This window comes from Anaerotignum sp. MSJ-24, assembly GCF_018918145.1.
Classification (GTDB): Bacteria; Bacillota; Clostridia; order Lachnospirales; family Anaerotignaceae; genus Metalachnospira.
Genome location: NZ_JAHLPX010000005.1, coordinates 181,393 through 204,727, shown reverse-complemented (window position 1 = coordinate 204,727; position 23,335 = coordinate 181,393). Strand labels below are relative to the sequence as shown.

The 23,335-nt window shown below is 38.7% G+C and carries 22 protein-coding genes, 1 pseudogene and 1 other annotated feature; of the genes and pseudogenes, 3 read left to right on the top strand and 20 right to left on the bottom strand.

The annotated features are described in order from the left end of the window. Positions 1-54: 54 nt before the first annotated feature. Both KQI66_RS05325 and KQI66_RS05320 read right to left on the bottom strand, forming a co-directional pair. Positions 55-1,299 (bottom strand): FeoB small GTPase domain-containing protein, encoded by a 1,245-nt coding sequence (locus KQI66_RS05325; RefSeq protein ID WP_216427643.1) that lies wholly within the window; start codon positions 1,297-1,299, stop codon positions 55-57. Positions 1,300-1,304: 5 nt separating this feature from the next. Further along, positions 1,305-1,538 carry a FeoA family protein gene (locus tag KQI66_RS05320; RefSeq protein ID WP_216427642.1) on the bottom strand — a complete coding sequence of 78 codons (234 nt, stop codon included), beginning with the start codon at positions 1,536-1,538 and terminating at the stop codon, positions 1,305-1,307. 135 nt (positions 1,539-1,673) lie between these two features. Here KQI66_RS05320 and KQI66_RS05315 point away from each other — a divergent pair, with 135 nt between their 5' ends. Further along, positions 1,674-2,858: a DUF2974 domain-containing protein gene (locus tag KQI66_RS05315; protein ID WP_216427641.1), complete on the top strand. Its 1,185-nt coding sequence runs from the start codon at positions 1,674-1,676 to the stop codon at positions 2,856-2,858. Between the two features lie 45 nt (positions 2,859-2,903). Here KQI66_RS05315 and KQI66_RS05310 read toward each other — a convergent pair whose 3' ends face one another. Continuing rightward, positions 2,904-3,416: a DUF1836 domain-containing protein gene (locus KQI66_RS05310; protein ID WP_216427640.1), complete on the bottom strand. Its 513-nt coding sequence runs from the start codon at positions 3,414-3,416 to the stop codon at positions 2,904-2,906. Between the two features lie 180 nt (positions 3,417-3,596). Here KQI66_RS05310 and trhA point away from each other — a divergent pair, with 180 nt between their 5' ends. Next, complete coding sequence (gene trhA / locus KQI66_RS05305; RefSeq protein ID WP_216427639.1) at positions 3,597-4,268, top strand: PAQR family membrane homeostasis protein TrhA; 672 nt, start codon at positions 3,597-3,599, stop codon at positions 4,266-4,268. Positions 4,269-4,510: 242 nt separating this feature from the next. Here the strand turns inward: trhA and KQI66_RS05300 are convergent, their stop codons facing one another. The 7 genes from KQI66_RS05300 to glnA all read right to left on the bottom strand — a co-directional run bounded on the left by KQI66_RS05300 (position 4,511) and on the right by glnA (position 10,888). Beyond that, complete coding sequence (locus KQI66_RS05300) at positions 4,511-5,656, bottom strand: aminotransferase class V-fold PLP-dependent enzyme (protein WP_330655053.1); 1,146 nt, start codon at positions 5,654-5,656, stop codon at positions 4,511-4,513. Positions 5,657-5,717: 61 nt separating this feature from the next. Continuing rightward, positions 5,718-6,536, bottom strand: coding sequence for a hypothetical protein (locus KQI66_RS05295; RefSeq protein WP_216427637.1), 819 nt, complete (start codon positions 6,534-6,536; stop codon positions 5,718-5,720). Between the two features lie 51 nt (positions 6,537-6,587). Beyond that, positions 6,588-7,346 carry an amino acid ABC transporter ATP-binding protein gene (locus KQI66_RS05290; RefSeq protein WP_216427636.1) on the bottom strand — a complete coding sequence of 253 codons (759 nt, stop codon included), beginning with the start codon at positions 7,344-7,346 and terminating at the stop codon, positions 6,588-6,590. Between the two features lie 12 nt (positions 7,347-7,358). Then, positions 7,359-8,009 (bottom strand): amino acid ABC transporter permease, encoded by a 651-nt coding sequence (locus KQI66_RS05285; protein WP_216427635.1) that lies wholly within the window; start codon positions 8,007-8,009, stop codon positions 7,359-7,361. A 92-nt stretch (positions 8,010-8,101) separates the two neighbouring features. After that, positions 8,102-8,950, bottom strand: a complete 849-nt coding sequence (locus tag KQI66_RS05280) for an amino acid ABC transporter substrate-binding protein (RefSeq protein WP_216427634.1) — start codon at positions 8,948-8,950, stop codon at positions 8,102-8,104. Positions 8,951-9,110: 160 nt separating this feature from the next. Next, entirely contained in the window at positions 9,111-9,416 is a 306-nt protein-coding gene (locus KQI66_RS05275; protein WP_216427633.1) for a hypothetical protein, read from the bottom strand. Positions 9,417-9,556: 140 nt separating this feature from the next. Then, a complete protein-coding gene (gene glnA / locus KQI66_RS05270; protein WP_216427632.1) occupies positions 9,557-10,888 on the bottom strand; it encodes a type I glutamate--ammonia ligase in 1,332 nt (443 codons plus the stop codon). Between the two features lie 328 nt (positions 10,889-11,216). Then, positions 11,217-11,453: a binding site (T-box leader), on the top strand. A gap of 42 nt (positions 11,454-11,495) precedes the next feature. Between glnA and asnB the strand changes: the two genes are divergently transcribed. Beyond that, entirely contained in the window at positions 11,496-13,076 is a 1,581-nt protein-coding gene (gene asnB, locus KQI66_RS05265) for an asparagine synthase B (RefSeq protein ID WP_216427631.1), read from the top strand. Between the two features lie 44 nt (positions 13,077-13,120). Here the strand turns inward: asnB and KQI66_RS05260 are convergent, their stop codons facing one another. The 10 genes and pseudogenes from KQI66_RS05260 to KQI66_RS05215 form a co-directional block, all read right to left on the bottom strand. Then, positions 13,121-13,684 (bottom strand): hypothetical protein, encoded by a 564-nt coding sequence (locus KQI66_RS05260; protein ID WP_216427630.1) that lies wholly within the window; start codon positions 13,682-13,684, stop codon positions 13,121-13,123. A 2-nt stretch (positions 13,685-13,686) separates the two neighbouring features. After that, entirely contained in the window at positions 13,687-14,457 is a 771-nt protein-coding gene (locus tag KQI66_RS05255) for a DUF1700 domain-containing protein (RefSeq protein WP_216427629.1), read from the bottom strand. Further along, positions 14,450-14,770, bottom strand: a complete 321-nt coding sequence (locus tag KQI66_RS05250; protein WP_216427628.1) for a PadR family transcriptional regulator — start codon at positions 14,768-14,770, stop codon at positions 14,450-14,452. The genes KQI66_RS05255 and KQI66_RS05250 overlap by 8 nt, the downstream gene beginning before the upstream one ends. A gap of 113 nt (positions 14,771-14,883) precedes the next feature. After that, positions 14,884-15,960: a M20 metallopeptidase family protein gene (locus tag KQI66_RS05245; RefSeq protein ID WP_216427627.1), complete on the bottom strand. Its 1,077-nt coding sequence runs from the start codon at positions 15,958-15,960 to the stop codon at positions 14,884-14,886. A 68-nt stretch (positions 15,961-16,028) separates the two neighbouring features. Beyond that, entirely contained in the window at positions 16,029-17,066 is a 1,038-nt protein-coding gene (locus KQI66_RS05240; RefSeq protein WP_216427626.1) for an ABC transporter substrate-binding protein, read from the bottom strand. 27 nt (positions 17,067-17,093) lie between these two features. After that, positions 17,094-18,260, bottom strand: coding sequence for a M20/M25/M40 family metallo-hydrolase (locus KQI66_RS05235; RefSeq protein ID WP_216427625.1), 1,167 nt, complete (start codon positions 18,258-18,260; stop codon positions 17,094-17,096). A 276-nt stretch (positions 18,261-18,536) separates the two neighbouring features. Then, a pseudogene (locus tag KQI66_RS05230) lies at positions 18,537-18,698 on the bottom strand (sporulation transcriptional regulator SpoIIID); the annotation flags it as partial. After that, entirely contained in the window at positions 18,649-20,220 is a 1,572-nt protein-coding gene (locus tag KQI66_RS05225) for a recombinase family protein (RefSeq protein ID WP_216427624.1), read from the bottom strand. The gene KQI66_RS05225 and the pseudogene KQI66_RS05230, both read right to left, overlap by 50 nt. Positions 20,221-20,384: 164 nt before the next feature. Beyond that, positions 20,385-20,531: a hypothetical protein gene (locus KQI66_RS05220; protein ID WP_216427623.1), complete on the bottom strand. Its 147-nt coding sequence runs from the start codon at positions 20,529-20,531 to the stop codon at positions 20,385-20,387. Positions 20,532-21,072: 541 nt separating this feature from the next. Continuing rightward, positions 21,073-23,322, bottom strand: coding sequence for an AAA family ATPase (locus KQI66_RS05215; RefSeq protein ID WP_216427622.1), 2,250 nt, complete (start codon positions 23,320-23,322; stop codon positions 21,073-21,075). Positions 23,323-23,335 lie beyond the last annotated feature (13 nt).

The following is a 23,335-nucleotide window of genomic DNA, read 5'->3' as shown; positions in this document are numbered from 1 at the left end:
ATGGAATGAGCTATTCATGCTTCTGTTTAAACAAGTCGAAATCCTGATTTCGACTTAGGTGTCCTCGGAATTTCCGAGGCTGTTTTTGTTCCGCTGACACATGGTTAGGGCCTGCTTTCCACAGGTTCGGCACTTTCTGAAGCATTTGTCGAGATTAAACGCTACTCTCGGCAGATAGCCGGAGTCCTCAAGAATAGTAAACAGCGGAAAAAATATTGCCATAGGCGGCAGCATAACCGAAACAACCCATGCAACAACCCGATACATACCGAGTATTAGCATTTCGTAAATCCATGGTGTTATTTCCGTTTTTTCGAAAAATGCCAAAAGCCGTACCTCTATATCGGTAAAAAGACCGTTCAGCATATTTGACGGTATATTTGCTCCGACAATAGTTATCCAGAAAACCGCTATTAATAACATTCCCATTATCAGAAAGCCTGTTTTTCGGCTCGTAAACAGCCTGTCGAGCCTTCTGTCCTTTTCGTCCGACTTACTGTCCCTTTTGTCTATAATATCTCTGCACAGCTCGTCAGCCGCCTCTATCGTCGCACAGGCGGTCATGTCCCGATATTTTACCGCGTCAATGCCCTGCGACAAAAGATATTTAACTCCGTCATTCTCTTCATCAAAGCCGTCAAGCTCACGAAGAGCATTAAAACCTTTTTTTCCGTTTAATTCTGCCGCTTTTTCTATTTCGGGATTATATTTGATGTGATATTTTATTTTTGCTCCGTTTTTGACCAATTTTTCAAGTTCCTTCAGGAATTCATCTTTGCCGACACCGTTTCTTGCACACATCGGCACTACAGGAATGCCGAGTCTTTCCTCCAAAAGCCTATAATCAACCGATATTCCCTTTTTTTCTGCCTCATCCATAAGATTAAGACAAATGATTATGTTTTCCGTCACTCCGGCTATCTGCATAACAAGATTCATATTCCGCTGAAGACATGATGCACTACACACAACCGCAACGGCGTCCGGTATTCCCGAGCATATAAAATCTCCGGCTACCTCCTCCTCTGCCGAATGAGGAAAAAGTGAATAGCTCCCCGGTATATCCACAAATATATAATTCACTCCGTTATAACTGCAACAGCCCTGTGCATTGGCAACCGTCTTTCCGGGCCAGTTGCCCGTATGTTGATTCATTCCGGTAAGCTCATTGAACAGCGTGCTTTTTCCGACATTAGGATTTCCTGCCAAAGCAATTATTTTGTCGCTTTCGGATTGTTTTTTTATAATAAGTCCGTTATCAATAGCCTCTGCTCCGGTTGACCTTCCCGTAAGCCCCATCTGCATCACCCTTTACTGACAAATATTAAATCCGCATCAGAATTTCTGATGGCTATTAATGCTCCGCATACGTTATATGCAACCGGATCGCCCAAGGGACTTTTCTGTACGCATTCTATACAGCAGTTCGGAGTAAGGCCAATGTCGTGCATACGCCGTCTTATTGTTCCATCCATTTCCAGACGTACAACGCTTGCCTTTTCTCCTTCTTTCAAATCGGTAAGCCTGCATACCTCCATGTAGTTTCCCCTCCTTCCGGTCTTAGTCTAAGTATATGAAAACGGTGTATCATTTGTTACAGCCGCAACAAATCGTGCTATTTACAGATGTGGCTTTTGCCCGTATAATTTAGTCATAAAAGGAGGTTTTTCGATATGGCCTATATTCTTGATTATATTGACTGGTACGGTGATTTCACACTGGATAAAATCCCCTTCAATGATGTGGATAATCTTATATTTACACAGCTCTGCTTTGCGGATTTCAGCGAGATTGTTCCGACCGAGGCACAGTACGGCTCAATTTCCATAGCCGATGCCGCAGAGAAGTTTCTTGAATTCGGCAGAGATAAAAACGTAAATATGGGTGTTCTTGTTCCCAACCATGTTGTGGATTTATTTTTGAAAATGGCACAGAGCGAGCGTTATAAAAATATGAGGCTTGCAAAATACATAGATGAAATAGACAGCGAAAAGCAGCAGCAATTTTCGGCTGTTACGATAATACTCGGCGACGGAACAAATTACATTGCCTTCCGAGGAACAGATGATACAATAGTCGGCTGGAAAGAAGATTTTAACATGAGCTTTATAACGCCTGTTCCTTCGCAGATTTCCGGCGTTGAATATGTGAACAGAGTTGCCGACAGCTTAAGCGGAGAATTAATACTCGGCGGCCATTCAAAAGGCGGAAATATCGCCGTATTTTCCGGAATTTACTGCAAGGGCGACGTTAAGGACAGAATAATAAAAATTTATAACAACGATGGCCCCGGTTTTACAAACGACATACTTACCACTCCGGATTATTTGCGAATAAGTGACAGAGTAAAAACAATAATTCCCGAATCCTCCGTTGTCGGAATGCTGCTTGAACACGATGAAAAATACACCATTGTAAAGAGCAAACAGCTCGGTATTCTCCAGCACGACGCCTTTACATGGGAGGTTCTCGGCCCAAGATTTGTTGTTTCAGAGGAACGCTCGACATACAGCGAAATTGCGGATATGGCACTCCGCACATGGATAAACAGCCTTGACGGTGAAGAACGTCTGCTTTTTGTCGATACGCTTTTCGACCTTCTGGAATGCACAGACGCAACGACATTAACAGGCTTTAACAGCAATAAGCTTAAAGCCGCAAGTGGAGTTATAAAGACAATCAAAAACATGAGCGAGGAACAGCGTAACGGAATGATGAAAATTGTCGGAGCATTGTTCAAGGACAGTGCAATGGCAATAAATGCAGTTCTTAACGAAAACCACAATAAGAAAAAGCACTCCCGAAGCTCTCGGTCGATTAAGCTTATAGTTCGACATAAAAACAAAAAATCCGAGTAAACAGAAATAACAGGTGTCTATTCCGAAGATAGATACCTGTTATTTTTATGCGTTCTTTATTATTTTTTCCGCCAATGTCTTTAATATTATTGCCTCTGCCGAAAATCTTATTACACAGCTTTCTTCGCTCGCAACGCCGTCCTTAGCGTACTTTGATATATCTATATCGGCGGCTTTACGCACATTTGATGCAAAGGCTGTATATATTCGCTTTATCTCCTCCGGCTCTGCATCGCTTATCAGTATGCTGTTTATTACCGAAATACTGAATATCTGCTTAAGCATACATATTATTATTAAATAGGCAATATGCAGACGGGAATATTTTTTTCTTACCGGAGGCGGCATTATTTTCATTTTGACATAGTTATTTATCATATTTTTTGTTATAACGCCTTCATCTTCATTATCTCGCATTACATCAAGATATTCGTTTATAAGCGTAATAACCTGATCCATATACAGCTCAAAGGACGGTAACTCGTCCCATGTCGGTATGTTTATGTTTTTTATATCTGCCGCAGCCTTTTCAAGACCGTTTTTCAATTCTTCGTTCATAAAAATCTCTCCTTATGATCAAAGTATATCATTCAATTTATCAAACTTCAATACATAGTATTAAAAATCAGATTATTTAGTATTTTATATTGACATCAACACATAATATACATATAATCATAATATAGTATTCAAAACCACTTGTAATAGTTTAACAACCATTGATATGAGGTGAAAAAAATGACAGCAGCAGCTTTAAAAGCAAAACCGTTACCAAATTATACAAAAACCGAAGAGCTTATGAATACCATTTCCCATGCAATAGGCATAGCCTTGGGATTTGTTGCTTTAATAACCTGCTTAATAGCATCAAAGGATTACGTAAACATAACCGGAAGCATTATATACGGCATTTCCATGATACTTATGTACTCCGTATCGAGCCTTTATCACGGAATGTCTGCCGAAAGCATGCTTCAAAAACAGATTATGCGTATAGTTGACCACTGCATGATATTTATATTCATTGCCGGCTCATACGCACCTGTGATTCTCAATGTAATATACAGAGTTTCACCCGTAAAAGGAATAGTAATGCTTTCATTGATATGGGCGGCGGCAATCGCCGGAACAGTGTTCAACATGATTGACCTTGACAAATATTCAAAACTTTCCATGGCGTGCTATCTTATACTCGGATGGTTTGCAATATTTATAATAAAGCCGCTTGTTGCCTATATTGGGCTTAGGGGCGTTATGTATCTTATCGGCGGAGGAATAAGCTATTCGATAGGTGCTGTTCTTTACGGCATAGGCAAAAAGAAACGCTATATGCACTTCGTATTCCATATATTTGTTGTTATCGGAACAGCATTACAGTATGTCTGCATTTTGAACTACATCATAAAATAAAACAAAGCTCTGAGTCAAACCAAATCGGCTTAGAGCTTTTTAGTATACTTTTCAAAACCATGGAACTCCGTCCCATACCCGGCAAGCCTTTAAAAAGGCTTGCCCTAAATTCACTAAAAATCATTTTAACAAATGATTTTTGTGATTAATTATTAATATTTTTCCAATACTACGTTCACAGAATATATTTTATTAAAGGCTCATATGGTTTAGGGCATAGCCCAAGATATTTTTGAGCTATATTATTCAAAATTCTCCATACATTCAAGCGTATAGTCCACTTCCTCAGGTTTGTTGAAATACCCAAATGAAAACCTCAGCGTTCCCGACGGAAATGTTCCCAAAATTTTATGCGCATTTGGTGCACAGTGCATTCCTATACGCAACATTATTCCACATTTTTCAAGATATGCCGCAAGCTCAGACATATCCCCTTTCATATTGTTTTCGACAATCGAAACAACTGCCGTTCTGTTTTCTATGCCATTTATCCCCGCAATTTTGAGCATATCCAACTTATTTATGCCCCTTATAAACTGCTCGGTAAGCATAAGCTCATGCCGTTTTATATTATCAATGCCGACACTGTTTATGAACCTTATTCCTTCGTTCAAGCCGTAAATTCCGGGTATATTGAGTGTGCCTGCCTCAAATTTATCCGGGCAGAAATCCGGTACTGTTTCCTTATCGGATATACTTCCCGTTCCACCGCTTATGAGTGGCTCAAGCATTTCTGCCATCTCGTCAGTAAGCACAAAACCGCCTGTTCCCTGTGGCCCGTAAAGCCCTTTGTGGCCTGTAAAACACAGTGCCGATATATTGCATTTCTGCATATCTATTTTTTCCATTCCTGCTGTCTGTGCCGTATCAACAATAAATTTCAAGCCATATTTTCTGCATATACCGCCGATTTTTTCAATCGGCATAATTGTTCCGCAGACATTGGACGCATGAGTTGTTATAATCGCCTTCGTATTGCTTTTAATAAGCGGAGCTATCATGTCCTCGCACATTGTGCCGTTTTTTTCAGACGGTATTCTGTCAAATGTAATGTCGTAATCTAACAACTGTGTAAGCGGACGCATTACCGCATTATGCTCCATCGACGAAACTATAACATGATCTCCTGCCTTAAGATATCCCTTTATAACCATATTCAACGCCTCTGTCACATTGGCGGTAAATATGACATTATCGGGGTTTTCCGCATTAAAAAGCTCTGCAACAAGCTCTCTTGTTTCGTATACCTTTTCGGCGGCGGACAAAGCCGATTTATATATGCCTCTGCCTATGTTTGCTCCGTTATTTTTAATATAATCATAAACTGCGTCTGCAACGCTCTCCGGCTTCGGATAGGTTGTTGCCGCATTGTCAAAATAAACCTTCATCAATCATCACCGACTTAATTATAGCAAAAAAATACTCCGGTTTACAACCGGAGCAATGTTTTCAGATATATGCGGTTCCTTCCGCAGCTATTTTAACTTTTCCTGTAATAGCGGCTTTTTTAATGCCGTTATCGTATTCAACATCAACCGTTATTATTCCTCCCAGCTGCTTAAGTCCGCATTTAATGCTTTCTTTGTTTTTATATGCAAGATATATTCCCGTTGCCTCACTGCCGCTGCCGCAGCCTCTTTCCCAATAAACACTTCCGGCTGATTTAACGACAACCAACGGATCTATACGCATATTTTCTTCGTCAAACACAACTATTCCGAAAACATCATCTTCAATAGCATTTTTTAAGTTTTCAAGCGAGCCTTCAAGCTTTGCTTTAAAGCCTTCTCCAATGCTGTTTTTCGGAAGTATATAATGCTTAATTCCTTCAAAGGCTATTTCAGTAACATAATATTCCTTATCATTTATGTTAAGCGTACATTCCTTTACCGACACAGGAAGAGGCATGCTTACCGTTCCTATATAGCCGCCATCAACCGCCTTAATATGACAATTTCTAATGCCTTCTGCTCCCGAAACCTCAAGCGGAATATCCGTTTCATTTCCTATTTCAAGTCCGTTTTTGAAGGCAATATACGCTCCCAATGACATTGTTGCGTTTCCGCAAAATTCACCTGCCATCATTCTGAGCCTTGCTGCGGCATTTTTGTTTATAGGCTCTTCAATGAAGCCTGCCTGCTCCGCATAAACAGAAGAATATTCTATAAGCTTTGCTCCGACAGCAAGCTGCTGTTCGGTCGGAACGGCTGTTTTTACGAGTATTGTCATGTTTTCTGTCGGACTGATTTTAACAAAATCGAGCTTCATTGTCTTCACCTATTCTGAGTATATTTAATAAAATTCTGTCGAAAGCTTTATTTATTGCTGAAAACGACTGAGGAAAAGCTTTGTTCTTTCCTGCTGTGGATTGTTGATAACGTCATTAGGTGCACCCTGTTCAACAATAACTCCGCCGTCCATAAATATGATATGGTTGGAAACATCTCTCGCAAATGACATCTCATGCGTTACTATAACCATTGTCATATGCTCTGCCGCAAGATCCTTTATAACCTTAAGTATTTCGCCTGTCAGCTCCGGATCAAGCGCCGAGGTCGGTTCATCAAAGAACAGCATTTTCGGATTCATAGCAAGCGCTCTCGCTATGGAAACACGCTGCTGCTGTCCGCCGGAAAGCTGATGAGGATATGAGTCGGCTTTATCGGAAAGCCCCATCTTTTCAAGAAGAATTTTAGCCTCCTCCATTACCTCTTTTTTATCTCTTTTCTGCACTATAAGCGGTGCTTCGGTTATGTTTTTGAGAACCGAATAATGCGGAAACAGATTAAAATTCTGGAACACAAGACCAAAGTTGGATTTTATCTTTTTAAGCTCCTCATTTGAGGCATATACAGAGCCGTTTCCGTTATCCTTTGCGGCATATTCGCCAAGATAGGCAAGGTCGCCGCCGTCCATTGTTTCGAGAAGTGTTGCACATCTTAAAAGTGTTGATTTACCGGAGCCGGAAGGTCCTATAATCGACACTATATTGCCTTTTTCAACAGAAAGCGAAATATCCTTCAATACCTCATTATCGCCAAAGTGCTTTCTGCAATGATTTATTTCAAGTATTTTCATTATTTTACCTCCTTAGCGATAATAGCTTAATTTCTTTTCTATTGTTTCCATAACAAATGCCACAACCGCATTAAATATAAAATAGAACACACCGGCTACAAAAAGCGGCATAATATTAGTTTTTGCGGCTGCAATCTGCTTTGCAAGAGTAAACATTTCCGCATAAGCAAGGGCATAGGAAAGCGATGTATCCTTAACAAGTGTTATAACCTCATTTGTTACCGGAGGTATTACTCTTTTAACCATCTGTGGAAATATAATTCTTATAAATGTCTGGCTTTTGCTGTATCCGAGTATATTGGCAGCCTCATACTGTCCTACCGGAATAGATTCTATTCCCGAACGATATATTTCCGCAAAATACGCAGAATAGTTTATAACAAAGCCCAATATAAGAGCAACAAATCTATAGCTTGTTGTAAGCTGAACCTTAAATATATAATAAGGTCCATAAAACGCAACCAATAACTGAAGCATAAGCGGCGTTCCTCTCAATATTGAAATAAACACCTTTGTAATTCCTCTGAGAGGAGAAAATTTAGACATTCTGCAAAATGCTACAAGCAGACCGAGCGGCATAGAAAAAAGCAGAGTAAGAACAAATATGAGCAGCGTTTTTGTAAAACCGCCGGCAAGCTGCTGTACTATCATTCCGAAGGACATTAACAGTGACTCCTTTCATTTAACCAATAACGCACAAAGCGGCGAAGAAACATCTTCGCCGTAAATGCGTATTAACAATTAATATCTATAAATTATTTACCGAGGCAAACCATCTGATCAAGGTTGTAATCTGAGTAATTAGCAACTATTTTATCAAATGTTCCGTCTTCAACCATTTCATTAAGTGTGTTCTGAACCTGATCTCTGAGCTCTGTGTTGCCAAGCTTAAATCCGATTGCATACTGCTCTGTTGAAAGTGGCTCATCAAGCTTTCTGAACTGGTCGCCTCTTGAAGTAAGCTGATACTGTGCAACACCGATGTCAACTGCGATTGCATCAACGATACCGCTTTCAAGGTTCATAAATGCTGTGTTGTAATCGGCAACCTGTTCAAGTGAAGCAAATGAAGCGGCAAGAGCAAGGTTTTCGTCGTTATCCTCTTCGTTTGTAAGTGCTGTAAGAGCTGATGAATCAGCCTGTGTAACAACTACCTTGCCTGCAAGGTCTTCTTTTGTATTAATGTCTGAATCTGCACGAACAACAAATACGATACTGTTATCTACATAAGGCTCGCTGAATGTATATTTATCTTCACGGCCTGTGCATGTAAAGCCGTTCCAGATACAGTCGATTGAACCTGAGTTAAGCTCCATATCCTTTGTATCCCAGTCAATGGGCTGTTTAACAAGTGTCCAGCCGTTTCTGTCGCAAACCTCCTGAGCAAGGTCAAGGTCAAAGCCAACATAGTTTCCGTCAGCGTCCATATATCCGTAAGGCGGATATTCAGCATCGAAACCGACAATAAGCTGTGTTCTGTCTGCTGTATCTGTTGTTTCGGTATTTTCTGTTTCTTTATCATCTGTTGTATTGCTGCTTGAACATCCTGTCATAACACCGAGAGCAACAACCGCACTGAGTGCAAGTGCCATAAATTTCTTCATAAAAATCTCCTCCTAAAGTTTAAAACAGTTTCCTTCTGTCTTATTTCTTTAATATATTATCATAGTAGCACACTAAAGTAAAGAGGTATTTTATTATTTTTATAAAAAATTTTATTTATAAAAAAATGGCTGTTTTCACAGCCAAGTTTTATAGTCCCTATCAATCCTCACAACACTCCGGACAAAGATGCTCAATGTTGTAATACTGCGAAAAATCGGTATTTTCGTCAGCCTGTTCTGTCTTTATTCCGCTTTCCGGGCACTCCCATGTAAGAGTTCCGTCTTCCTTTAATATAAAGAAGGAATAATTTTCATCTTCAACAAGTGCCTCTTCAAATGTAAGTGTTTCTTCATAGCCGCATCTTTCGCAACGGTAATATACCTTACGTTCTTTTAAATCTATTTTAACTACCTGCATATCTCCGCTGCAAACAACACAACGATAAACGTCCTTTAATCTTTTCATATTTGTTCCTCCTTTATATTTTTGATTTTTTTATTATATCATAATAATTATTATTTGACAATATTTATTATCAAATAATATAAAAATGAGCATATTAATCAATTTAATATGCCCATTCAAGCTCAAAAATATTACAATTTTTAATAAGAAAAAATGTATTTTTCAATTTCCCAACTGCTTACTCTTGTGTTGTATTCTTCGCATTCTCTGTTCTTTCCGGCAATGTACTGTGTAACGATGTGATCGCCGAGAGCCTCTTTTATAACCTCATCATTCTCAAATTCGGCAATGGCCTCGTGGAGTGAACCGGGAAGATTTCCGATATTCTTTTCTTCTCTTTCCTCACTTGACATTTCAAATATATTGTCTGTTATTTCGGCCGGCGGAGTCATATTCTTTTCTATTCCGTCAAGTCCTGCCGCAAGACAAGCCGCTATCGTAAGATAAGGATTGCATGCCGGATCGGGTGAACGAAGCTCAACTCTTGTGCTTTTTCCTCTTGATGACGGAATTCTTATGAGTGCACTTCTATTAGATGATGACCATGATATATAGCAAGGTGCTTCATATCCGGGAACAAGTCGTTTGTATGAATTGATGAGAGGGTTTGTTATTGCTGCCATACCTCTAACATGGTGGAGAATTCCCGCAATAAAGCTATATGCCTCTTTGGAAAGCTTCTTTTCTCCGTTTGGATCAAAGAAAATATTTTCTCCGTCCTTAAAAAGCGACATATTTGTATGCATTCCCGAACCGCTTATTCCATATATGGGCTTAGGCATAAATGTTGCATGGAGTCCGTTCTTCTGTGCTATTGTCTTTACCGCAAGCTTAAATGTCATAATATTGTCGGCTGCTGTGAGTGCATCCGCATATTTAAAGTCAATCTCGTGCTGTCCTGCCGCAACCTCATGGTGAGACGCCTCGATTTCAAAGCCCATTGTTTCCAATGAAAGGCAAGCCTCTCGTCTTGTGCTTTCACCGTGGTCAAGGGGGCCAAGGTCAAAATATCCTGCTTCATCATTTGTCTTTGTTGTAGGTCTGCCTTCATCATCTGTCTGGAAAAGGAAAAATTCACATTCAGGGCCTACATTAAATGTATAGCCCATATCAGCGGCTTTTTTAAGCACTCTCTTAAGTGCACCTCTGGGATCGCCGACAAAAGGTGTTCCGTCGGGATTATATATATCGCAGATAAGTCTTGCTACTCTGCCATGCTGAGGTCTCCAAGGGAGTATTGTAAATGTGTCAAGATCAGGATAAAGATACTGATCGGATTCCTCTATACGTACAAAGCCTTCTATTGAACTTCCGTCAAGCATTATCTGGTTATTAACAGCCTTTTCAATCTGTGATGCCATAATGGCAACATTTTTAAGCTGTCCGAAAATATCCGTAAACTGAAGTCTTATAAATTTGATGTCTTCATCTCTTACGAGGTTTATTATGTCCTCTTTTGTATACTTTGGCATTCGTTTCACTCCTTAAAATTTATAACATTTTCACAAAATTCCGTAAGTATGTAAAAAAGGGCAAAGAATGACTTTATCTCATTAGATAAGCACCTTTGCCCTAATATGATTTAATTATACAGTACACCCAAAAATATGTCAATATGGTGTACACTTTAAATTTTATCAAAATTCGACTTACAAAACATTAAAATATATACTCGATTTTGCATTTATGTTTTAGTAAATTTTTACTATCACAAATTATGATAAATATTAATACTTTGAAAAATAGTTGTTGACATATCTTTTTTCATGGTGTAATATCATTTCAACGAAACGAAATACATTATCGGCTATGATGGAGAGAAGTAATTGCGAGGTTCTGTTACAGTGAGCAGGTGATAGTGGAAAACCTGTACAAGAGGCGGAATGAATAACACTCCGGAGCATCGATCCGAACACTTCGGTCAGTAGGTGAGACGTAAACAGTGCGTTAAACTGCGTGAACTTGTTTGAGTTTGAAAGAGACTGTCAGTACAGTAATTTAGGTGGCACCGCGGATTTGCAGCTATTCGTCCTAAACGATAGGATATGAAGCTGCTTAATAATTCGGAGGTGTTTTTTTATGTGTTCAATAATGGGTTTAACAACAAAAGCTTTATCACAGAAGGATTTTCAGGAGTTTTTTGACAGGACTATTTCAAGAGGACCGGATATGTCGAGAGTTATCGAAACAAAATCAGGTTATCTCTGTTTTCACAGACTTGCGATAATGGGACTTACAGAAAGAGGCATGCAGCCCTTTGAGCTTGACGGAAACGCAGCTATCTGCAACGGAGAGCTTTACTGCTTCCGTCCCATAAAAGAAGAATTAAGCAAAAAATATACTTTCAAAAGCAACTCTGACTGCGAAATTATTCTTCCCTTATATGAAGAATACGGCACAGAAATGTTCAAAAAGCTTGATGCGGAATTTGCAATGGTTATATATGACGGCAAAAAGGACAGCTATATTGCCGCAAGAGATCCAATCGGAATAAGGCCTCTTTTCTACGGCTATCTTAAAGCTGACGGTTCAATTACATTCGCAAGCGAAGCAAAGAACCTTGTAGGTCTTGTGGAAAAGGTATTTCCTTTTCCTCCCGGATATTACTACGAGGACGGCGAGTTTGTACGCTACTGTGACCTTACAACAGTAGATACCTACTGCAAGGACGACCTTGAAACAGTATGCAAAAACATTCACGACAAGCTTGTATTCGGTATCGAAAAACGTCTTGATGCAGATGCACCTCTCGGATTTCTTCTCAGCGGCGGTCTTGACAGCTCACTTGTATGTGCCGTATCGGCAAAGCTTCTGAAAAAGCCTATCAGAACATTTGCTATCGGAATGGACGTTGACGCAATCGACCTTAAATATGCAAAAGAGGTTGCCGACTACATCGGAAGCGACCATACAGAGGTAATTATTTCAAGAGATGACGTTATCAACTCACTTGAAGAAGTAATTTCAATACTCGGAACATACGACATAACAACAATAAGAGCAAGCATGGGTATGTATCTCGTATGCAAATATATACATGAAAATACAGACATCCGTGTACTTATGACAGGTGAAATTTCTGACGAGCTTTTTGGATATAAATATACAGACTTTGCTCCCAATGCCGAAGAATTCCAGGCCGAGGCAAAGAAAAGAGTTGACGAGCTTTATATGTACGACGTTCTTCGTGCAGACCGCTGTATATCGGCAAACTCAATCGAAGCAAGAGTTCCCTTCGGCGATCTCGACTTTGCAAGATATGTCATGACAGTTGATCCCGAAATGAAAATGAACAAATACAACAAAGGCAAATATCTTCTTCGTCATGCTTTTGAAGGCGATATTCTTCCTCATAGCATTCTTTACAGAGAAAAGGCTGCATTTTCCGATGCTGTCGGTCATTCAATGGTTGACGACCTTAAAGAATATGCCGAAACAGTATATACAGATGAAGAATTTGAAGCAGGCTGTAAAAAATATGATTTTGCAACACCCTTCACAAAGGAATCTCTTCTTTACAGAGATCTTTTTGAAAAATATTATCCCGGACAGGCAGAAATGGTCAAGGACTTCTGGATGCCGAACAGCAGTTGGGAAGGCTGTGACGTTAAGGATCCTTCGGCAAGAGTTCTTTCAAACTACGGTGAAAGCGGAAAATAACAAAAACTTAGGGAGAGCCGATAAAAGCGGGCTCTCCCTGTTTATTATATTTCTACTCTATCATAATTTGACGGATTTATTCTTATTACAATAGACTCAAATCCGGGAACATAGTAATTTCCTATTTTCTTATTTTTAATATCCTTTAACAGCTCGTCCTTAATCTTAAACATTGTGTCTATATCCCTATCGTCTTTATGAGTGCCAAACACAAATTTAATTTCCTTTTTTTCAACCTCATTGCCATCTATTAAATTTCCGTCATCATCATAATAATCGTCTGTATAGGTTGTATATACATCATTATATTTTGATATACGCAAATCTATCTCGTTTGTATTATATGTAACATCAAAATCTATTTTATCGATCGGTACACTCTCATCAGCCACCAGAGTTATGTCACAGCCGTAATCCGGATGTCCTATAAATATCTTGCTGTCTGCATCTATATCTCTTTCAACAGTTTCGGTTTTAAGCGTTTCTTCACCTATTTTTCGTTCTCCCGCATACTCAAAATCCGAATACTGTGCAAAGGCTATTCCACAGCCTAAGCCACATAAAAGAATTCCTATTCCGAAGGCTATGCCAAGCTTTTTTCTGTTCATCTTTATTCCTCCCCAGTGAAATCATCTGTATCATTCGGTATATCATCATATTCAACAGACTCAACCGTTACAACCTTTTTCTTTACCACAATGGATATAAGTAAGCCACCAAATGCCACAGATGCAATCGCCATACCTATTAATGCTATAAGCACTCCGATAACAGGGTAGCCCTGAAACATAAGAACGACAAGTATGCCTATACCGAATATAGAAATTACAGCCAGTGCCGCATCGGGAATTATACAGAGAATAACAAATATCCATTTGCATAATGTCCATATTTTTGATGTAAGCGTTTTTACACCGTTACCGACCGATCTGCCGACAGCCTTTCCGTTGTTTTTGCCTTTTTCGATAAATTCGCCAAATTCATCTTTTGATTTTTCCTTTTTCAAAGCCTTCTGCTCTGCTTTTATCGCTTTTTTCGCAAGCCTTTTATCATGCAGCTTCTTTTGCCATTCCTTAATGCCTTCCTTAGCCTCGGAAAAGGCTTTCTTTCCCTTACTTTTGTTTTCAATATTGTCCGAATCAATTATTTCTGATATTTCCGCATCATATTCATATTCCGGGTTGACATGGTAAGCAACCAATATTTCAGATGTAAGCTCATCTATAGAGCCAAAGCTTTTTATTGCCTCGTCCTCAGTCTGTCCGTTGGACATTTCCATATCTATATGCTGTGAATATTCGGCAAGTATATCCTTTATTTCGCTCTTATCCAATACCCGTATTCTTTTTTCCAGTTCACTTAAAAATTCACTTTTATTCATATTCATGCTCCTTTAAAAAGCTGTTTACACTTCTTTGCAGACCGTCCCATTCATTTTCCAGCTGTTGTTTATATATTTTTCCGGCATCTGTAAGATGATAATACTTTCTGGGAGGTCCTTCGGTTGATTCTCTCAGATATGTTTCAAAATAATGCTCGTTGGTCAATCTCTTTAACAACGGATATATCGTTCCTTCATTTACATCGACTACCTTGGAAACCTCCGCAACAAGCTCATACCCATACATATCCTTTTTATTAACGGCCACAAGAACAATAAGCTCAAGCACACCCTTTTTAAACTGCACGTTCATGTATGACTATCGCCTCCTTGATTACTATATTACGTTTAGTACCTTGTAATGTCAAGTACTAAAAATCTATCAATAGTTAAATTAATAATTTTGTAAGAAAAAAGCCCACTTAGTTATAAGTGAGCTTTTGCTATCATATTAAACGCATTTATCGCATTTTCAATTATTTTATCATTAAATTCAAATCCTGAAGTATGCAGAGCCGCATAATCCTCGCCGTCGCCTATTCCGAAAAACAGCGTATCGGCATATTTTGAATAATGTCCGAAATCCTCCGACCACCGCAAAGGTTCGGCAAGATCTTCATAGGCAATATTGTTTTCGGTCAGCATATCTTTAAAGCCATAATACAGCTTATTGCTGTTCACAGTTGCCGGAAATTCATCATAAACCTCATATGTCATTGATATTCTGCTGTTATCTGACAAACTTTTTGAATAATCCAAAAGCAATGTCTGTAATTTCTGCAAATCCTCGGTATACTGTGCCCTTATGGTCATGGATATTTCACCTGTTCCGGCAGAAATACCGAAATTACGGTTTCCTACCTTTATTTCGACAATGGTTGCAAGCACAGGTGCTTTATATTCCGCATTAATAAAATCCTTAAGCTTATTTACAATATCGGCTATAACAAACGATGGATTTATTCCCGTTTCCGGATATGCCGCATGGCACTGCTTTCCTTCAAAAATAAGTCTTAAGCCTTTAGATGCACAGGCAAACGAGCCCTTATGTATAAGTATATTGCCTTCCTTATGTCCGGGAATATTGTGCCAGCCATATATTTCGGCTATACTCTCTTTCTTAAGCATTTCACAGCATTTTTCCGCACCTTTGCCGATTTCTTCTGCCGGCTGAAAAAGGAAAAACAGGTTTTTACCAAAGCTTTTTCCGTCCGTATCAACCGCAAATTCAGCCAAAACAGCCGAATGTCCGTCATGTCCGCAGCCATGGTATGCTCCGTTTTCACATGGCAGTGCGTCCATATCGGCTCTGAAAGCTATGTTTTTCAGATTTTCGCCTTCGTAATGCACCGCATAAAAATATCCGTCCTTTTCGACTATTTTAAGCTTTGAATTGTTTTTTATATATTTTTTCAACAGCTCCTGTGTTTTTATTTCGTTTTCCGAAATCTCAGGTATGTTGTGAAGCTCATATCTTAATTTTTTCACTCTGTCCAAATCCATAATATCACCTTCTACGGTAAATTATAAAATGCCTCCCGCAAAACGCAAGAGGCATTGAAATATTTATTTTATTCTAAGTTTGCAATTAAATCGTCGGCAGTAATTTCTCCTTCGAGAAGTCCCTGTTCCTTGAGCCAGTCAATATCTTCTGTCCAGCTGTCCTTGTTTATTTCAAGGAAGCCATGTTCATCGCTTGTCATAAGAGGAAGAAGTATTTCCATGCTTGCCTGTTCAACATTAGGATCAAGAGGATAGTTTGCTTCGTCCTGGTTTTTAAGTAGAATATCAAGTGCCGCCTGAGGATCGGCAAGAACATCTTCAAAGCCCTTCTTTGATGCTCTTATGAAACGTTCAAGCTTATCGCTTTCATTCTTAACCTGATCTTCACCTGTTATAAGAACAAGCTCTTCATAATCGGGAACACCTTCGTCAGTAATATTGAAATATGTTACGTCATAGCCTTCCTGTAAAAGTGTAGGATATTCATGGTTGATATATGTACCGATTACCGCATCAACATTGCCTGTAATAAGTGCTGTGTTAAGGTCAAAGCCAACGTCCTGCATTGTTACATCATCATATGAAAGTCCGTTATGCTCCATCATAGCTTTAATGAAGAATTCATTATCTGTTGTTCCGGGATAACCTACTACCTTTCCGGCAAGATCCTTTGCGCCGTTTATGTTGCTTTCCTTAAGTGACATAACAACATTAAGAGGATGCTGAACAACTGTACCAAGCACCTTTATAGGAATGTTCTGGTTAGCCGCAACAGAAATAATGTTAGGCTGATAATATAAGCCTGCATCTGCTTTTCCTGCCGCTGTAAGAGAGATTGCGTCGTTTGTGTTTGAAGGGAATTGTACATTTACTTTAAGTCCTTCTTCTTCATAATATCCCTTTTCCATAGCTACATAAATAAATGAATGTACCGCATTGGGATACCAGTCAAGAACTATGTCAAAGTTTTCAAGATCACCTGTTGCTTCGGCTGTATTTGTGCTGCTGTCATCATTGCTCTGCTGAGTATTGCTTGAGCTTGATGAGCAGGCTGCCATTGAAAGCATCATAGCCGCCGAAAGTATTACCGCAAGTATTTTCTTCATAAAATTTCCTCCTGTGTAATTGTTTTATTATTTCATTATTGCGAGCATAACAGTGAAAAGCTCTGTCATTTCGCTGATTGACGGGATATAAACCTTTTCTTCCGTTGTGTGCATACCGAACTGTACAGGACCGAGTGCATCTATCGCCGGAACTCCGTAATAGCAGAACCAGTTTGCATCTGTTGCCGTAGGCTCTGCAACAGCCTCAACCGTAAGTCCTAAAAGCTTTCCTGCTTCTGACGCTATTTCGCAGGCCTTATCTCCTGCATCGCTCTTTTCAAGTGCCGGGAAAAGAGTTCTGTATGTAACCTCCGATGAGCATCCGGGATCTTCATTGCTTTCGGCAAGTGAACGGATATTGGCCTCTGCTTCGGCAAATGAATCATTCGTCGGAAGACCTGCACAGCAGAATTCCATTCTTGCATCTCCTGCAACAACTCCGTTGGGGCGTCCGCCGGAAACAGGTGCCGCATTGTAATAAATTTCTCTGTCATAATCATTAAAGCTGTAAAGCTTAAGTATTTTATGAGCAAGCTCCTTTGTTGCACTGTGTCCGGCAAGATATGCACCGCCGGCATGAGCCTCTACGCCCTTTATGTCAAGTGCTCCAAGAATTACTCCTCGTCTTTCGTTTACAACGCCCAAGCCATTGTCCGTTCTTACCGAGCTTTCAAAAACATATGCACATTCCGCACCTTTTGCGGCTTTTTCAAATACTTCTCTGCTTGTTATTGAACCGATTTCTTCATCACAGCTGTATATCATGACTATTTCCTTATTCGGAAGAAGTCCAAGCTCAGATGCAATTTTTACGGCGAAAGCGGAAACCGCAAATCCACCCTTGCAGTCGCCTGTTCCGAGTCCGTGAAGCCAGTTTTCATCATCAATAAACGGAGGATATTTTTCCGCAAAGCCTTTCGGAAATACGGTATCAAGATGTGAGTTAAGCACAATTTTTCCGTCGTGATTTTCCGGCTTGATAGTTGCTATGATATGGGTTCCGGTTCCTTCAAAGAACATTTCTTCGATTTTTATTCCGTCGATTGTTCTTAAAACCTTTTCAGCAACATCAACCGTTTTTCTGTTGCCTTCCACATCATTTGATTCACAGTCGATAGCCGCAAATGTCTTGAGCAGTTCGACCTGTTCGTCAAGATAGCCTTCCGCAAGCTCTTTTATCTTCTGAACATCCATTTTAATCTCTCCTTCTCTCGTAACAAAAAAGGTGCTTTCGCCGGAAAGCACCTAAAATATACAGCATTCACTTTCCTACGTTGGCATTATCCAAATCAGGTTCGGCACACAAATATGTGTTGCCAAGGGTTAAAGCTAATTTTGCTTCTCTCAGCCTGCTAAACAAGCACCCCTAGTGTTTTATTCAATTAAAAACAATGCAAGTATATACTTTTTATTTATTTTTGTCAACAAGAAAATGGATATAATATACTTTATATCCATTTTGCACATATTTCATTTCCTTTTGTGTCCGCAATGCAGATATTTTTCTCTTGTCGCCATTCCGCCTCTGATATGCCTTTCTGCCTTGTTTATCTCCAGAACACATCTGACAGAACGGGCAAGCTCAGGATCTATTTTCTCGACTCTGTCCGTTATATCTTTGTGTGTTGAGGTGATTTATCAGAACGTTTTTGTCCATACCGACCTCACCCAACGGATTTAAGAATATTTCCACGTTTCCGGACTTGTCCACTTCAATCTTTTGAATGATTCGTTTCAACTGTGTATTTGTCATCTGTCGTATATCCGTAACATCTTCAATTCTCTTAAAGGTGCTGTTTAAGATACCATCTAACTGCTCGCCTTTGGTCAGATGATAGGATACCAGCTTTAAGTCATTTTCCAGCCGCTCCATTTCTTTTCGCATACCGCCGATTTTCCGGTTCAGTTCCTCTCGGGAAATCAAATCATCCGTATACATTTCCATGTACTTCTCACGGGATTTTTGCAGCTTTGCAAGCTGTGCCTGCAACTGCTTTTCATACTCCAGATTTTCGTCCTTTGCCTTATAAATACGCTGAAATTCTTTTACAACATATTCCGTTACCTTCTTCTTGCTGTTTAAGACGTTTACAAAATATTTCTGCAAGGTTTCAATCAGTTCATCTTCATCCAAAACAACACTGTTGGGGCAACTGTCCGCTCCTTTTCCGTTGCGACCGGAGCATACCCAACGAATATAGGTGTTTTTATATTGGCGAACAATACGCCGATATGACCACCCACATTCCTTACACTTAATCAGCGTGGAAAACAGGTGCTTATTGCTCTGGCGTTCATGTTTCATATGAAAGGCATCGTGCCTGCCTCGTAAAATCTCCTGTGCAGTTTCAAAGGATTCATCGTCAATGATGCGCAGTTCCGGACGTCCCACAACAAACCATTCCGTTTCGTCCTTCGCTTTTCTTTGTCCCGTCAGAAAATCGCTGACTTCCTGCTTGCCGTTAATTATTTTTCCCGTATAAAGCTCATTGGTTAAGATACGGCAAATGGCATTTTGACTCCACTTGCAGTTTCGCTTTGTTTTGGAGCCGCTTTCATTGAGCATATTTGCAATTTTAGCCGCACCATAGCCATCATCCAGATACCATTTGTAAATCTGACGAACGGTTTCAGCTTCTGCTTTGTTGATAGAAAGATTAAAATAATCACCGATTGTCTTATCATAACCGTAGACAATATTTGGAACCCGTCCTTTTTCGGCGTTCATTTTCTTGCCGAACTTTACTCTCTTGGACGTATTCGCACTTTCTTCCTGTGCCAATGCACCGAAGATGGTAAGTACAAACTCACTGTTCCCCATGCTGGTCATATTTGCGGTAAGGAATTGTGTTTCAATGCCTAAGGATTTCAGCTTGCGGACATTCTGCAAAAGGTCAACGGTATTTCTGGCAAAACGGGAAATATCCTTTACCACAACCAAGTCAAACAATCCATGCTGTGCGTCTGTCATCATACGGAGAAATTCCTTGCGGTTCTTGATTTTCGTACCTGAAATGCCTTCATCGGCATAAAGTCCCACAAGGGTATCACCTGTTCGCTTTGTGTATTCCGCAAAAAATTCCTTCTGTGCCTCCAAGCTGTTAAGCTGATCCTCTTTATCGGTAGAAACTCGACAGTAAGCTGCTATATTCATATCATCAAACCTTTCCGTTATATTTACATTGCCAACCTGCAACCAGAGTGTAATGGAAAAGTTCTTTTTTCGCAAAAAAGTTGCCGGCAAATTTATTTTTATTTATATAAAGAAAAGGTATTCTACGCAGCCTGCACAGAACACCTGTATGTTTCCGAATTTTATTATGTACTATCCTGCTTTGCGGCAGTTATAATCAATTCCTCCACCTTATTTGTGTTCATCTCAATGAGAACTTTCAGTAAATGATTGGCGGTAGCTTCCATTGAATTGGGATTGTGAAAGATATATTTCAATTCTCGCTTTTTCACAATGGAATCCGCACCTCCTTATTTTTCCTTTTTCTTATCCTATGAAAATACCTTGCAAAATAGTACAAGCATTATTTATACTTACAGACGGCAAAGGAAACTCCGATTTATTCTGTTGCATAGAGCAGCAAAAATATTTTTCGTCAGATAAAACAAAAAATGCAGGGAATACCTAAAATGGTATTTCCAAGGCTTTTTGTAAAATATGATGTAAAATAGACTGCTGATATATGTGCCAATGACTAAATCTGAGTTTCCTAAACCCATAGGAATCCTACCTATCCCCTCTTGGCGACCTGCTCCCATTGCCTGCGACGGTTGTTATCACGCTCGGACTGTGGCTGAACGGAAGTTTCTTTAAATGTTGCCTGCAAGTTTTGTATTCAGTTGTAATAGGCTCGGAAATTTTACTTCCCATATAATATCCCGACAGAAATTTAAAAAAATCGAATTTTTTTGAAAATATTAAAATCTCTATAAAATATAGAAAATTTTATGAAAAATCAATGTACAACTGAGTCTATAATTCTCTGCACTTGTTTTATAGATTCTTCACCGAACCATACAATTCTTTTAAAGTCCAATCTGAAATATCTATCAACGGTTCAAACATAAATGAATTAATATGTATACTTTCTGGTGTAATCAGATTAACATTCTCTATAACCGCAATTTCTTCAACTGTCATGTATGGACGTGCCAAATCAAACCATTCTCTTGTTTGATTGCTTGTACTGTCTTCGCATGAACCGATATTATCAGTAATTACACGATGTAAAAATTCTTCTGCTAATAATCTAATACAAATAGATAACACAAGTTTATTATCTAAAGAAACTTCATCTGTTGTCGATGCATTTACGATACCAGCTGCTATTCGTTTTACTGCTGTATAAAATTCTTCATCTGTTCCTGTAAAACTTACACCCCCAACAAAGTTTTTAATTATATCCCACAAGTCTTGTAATCTTATTGTTTTTGTATTTAATGGTGTCGTCTTTATATGTAGAAAACACGTTAATTTCAGATAAGATTCCTCATCTCCGCTATATTCACACAAATTTCTATAGAAAGGAATACTTGAAATTAATAATTTCTTTTTTTCATCTGTTGTAATACAACCTGATTTTATTCCATTAATAACAACATTTTTGAAAAAATCTTTTTGATATTTAAATTCTGTTATTCCCACTTTTCCTGATGGTTCTCTCTGGGCTACAAAGCATTTAGATCTTTCAATTCCTAATCTTGACTTTACCGTTCTATAGAAATCAAAATTATGTGTTAAAATAAGCAATTCAACTCCATTTGTCTTTGCCAAATCGGATAGATATTCAATAATAGCATATTTATTCTTGTAATCAAAAGAATCTGCTATATCATCTGCTATTACTAAATATTTTCCCGTTCCTTGAGAAGCCAACTTTCTTATTCGCTCTAAGTCAAATAGTATATACAATAAATACAGTGCCCTTTTTTCTCCAGTACTTAAAGTCAACATCAAATCATCCTTAGCTAATGATTCCGTTTGTTTTTCAGTTCCTTCTCCTCTGGAATAATCAAATGATAAATTAGGTGCTTCATCTTTCAATAAAAAGTTCGCTTTATTATTGATTTTTACTTCAAATGGAACTCTAAACCTCCTGTTAAATTCAGAAACCACATCTTGCCATCTTTGTGACTGTTCCGATGCCTTTTCATATAGTGTTCTAATTCGAACTGAATAAGATGAGATTTTTTCATAATATTCATTGAATGGCTTTTTCAATCCATACATAGCATTTAGCCATAGAATTTTTCGTAATTTGTCAATATCACTAAAAAATGGAATAATTTCTCTGTGAGCAATTATAATATCCCTCAATTTATTAACATCCGCATTTGCTGTCAAAAGAGTTTTTAATTTTTTAAATGCAGTACTCATTTCAGGCTTTGAATAAATTTCTTCTAATTCTTTATCAACCAGTTTATTCCACTCGGCAACTGAGCTTATACGTGTTCTTCCATCACGTAACAAAATCGAATGTTCAGCAGCAAAAAGATTATTACCAACAAATGCTTTTCCCAGTGCTTCTGCACTTTTATCTGTAAAGTTTTTACTTAACAGATTGCTTTCTTCCAAAAAAATATTCAAGCTATCAATATACGCTTCTATAGATGATTTAAATTCCGGCTTCGCATAAACCGCAAGTGCTTTATCATTAATCAATTCTGTATAAAGAATATCATCAAATAATGACAAATGTTCATATCTATCTAATTCACTTTTTATTGCATCAAATATATCTGGCCAATCTGCAATATTTGATAATTTAAAATCATTTATTAATTGCCCTTTAATTTTGGGCTTTGTAAGTCCGGTTGCCAATCTCAACGATTCTAATATCTGTTGAATTTCACCATTCATTTCTGCCATTAAAATATTATATTCATTTCTTGTTTGCTCATCTGCTAAAATTGTGCTTACTGTTTCTTTTGTAAAATCAAATTTATCTACAAAAGTATTTACAACATAAATTCTATCAGTTGATGATGGTATATCTTCTGGCATTGCAGAACTATAAATATATTGTGATGTATAATAAGTTAGGGAATAGCTTGTTCTAGCATCCTTAAACACTCTATCCACAGGCGCTATCCCCTTCGATATGTCATCCATTACTTTTGAAAAAGACGTCTTCATCACACCATTAGGCGCATAAATAATTGCCCTGTTACTTGTTGAAAAATCAATCTTTGGCAATTCGAAATCCTTCAAGCCATAACAATTTGAAAACTTTCCACTTAACATATGTTCTCCCTCT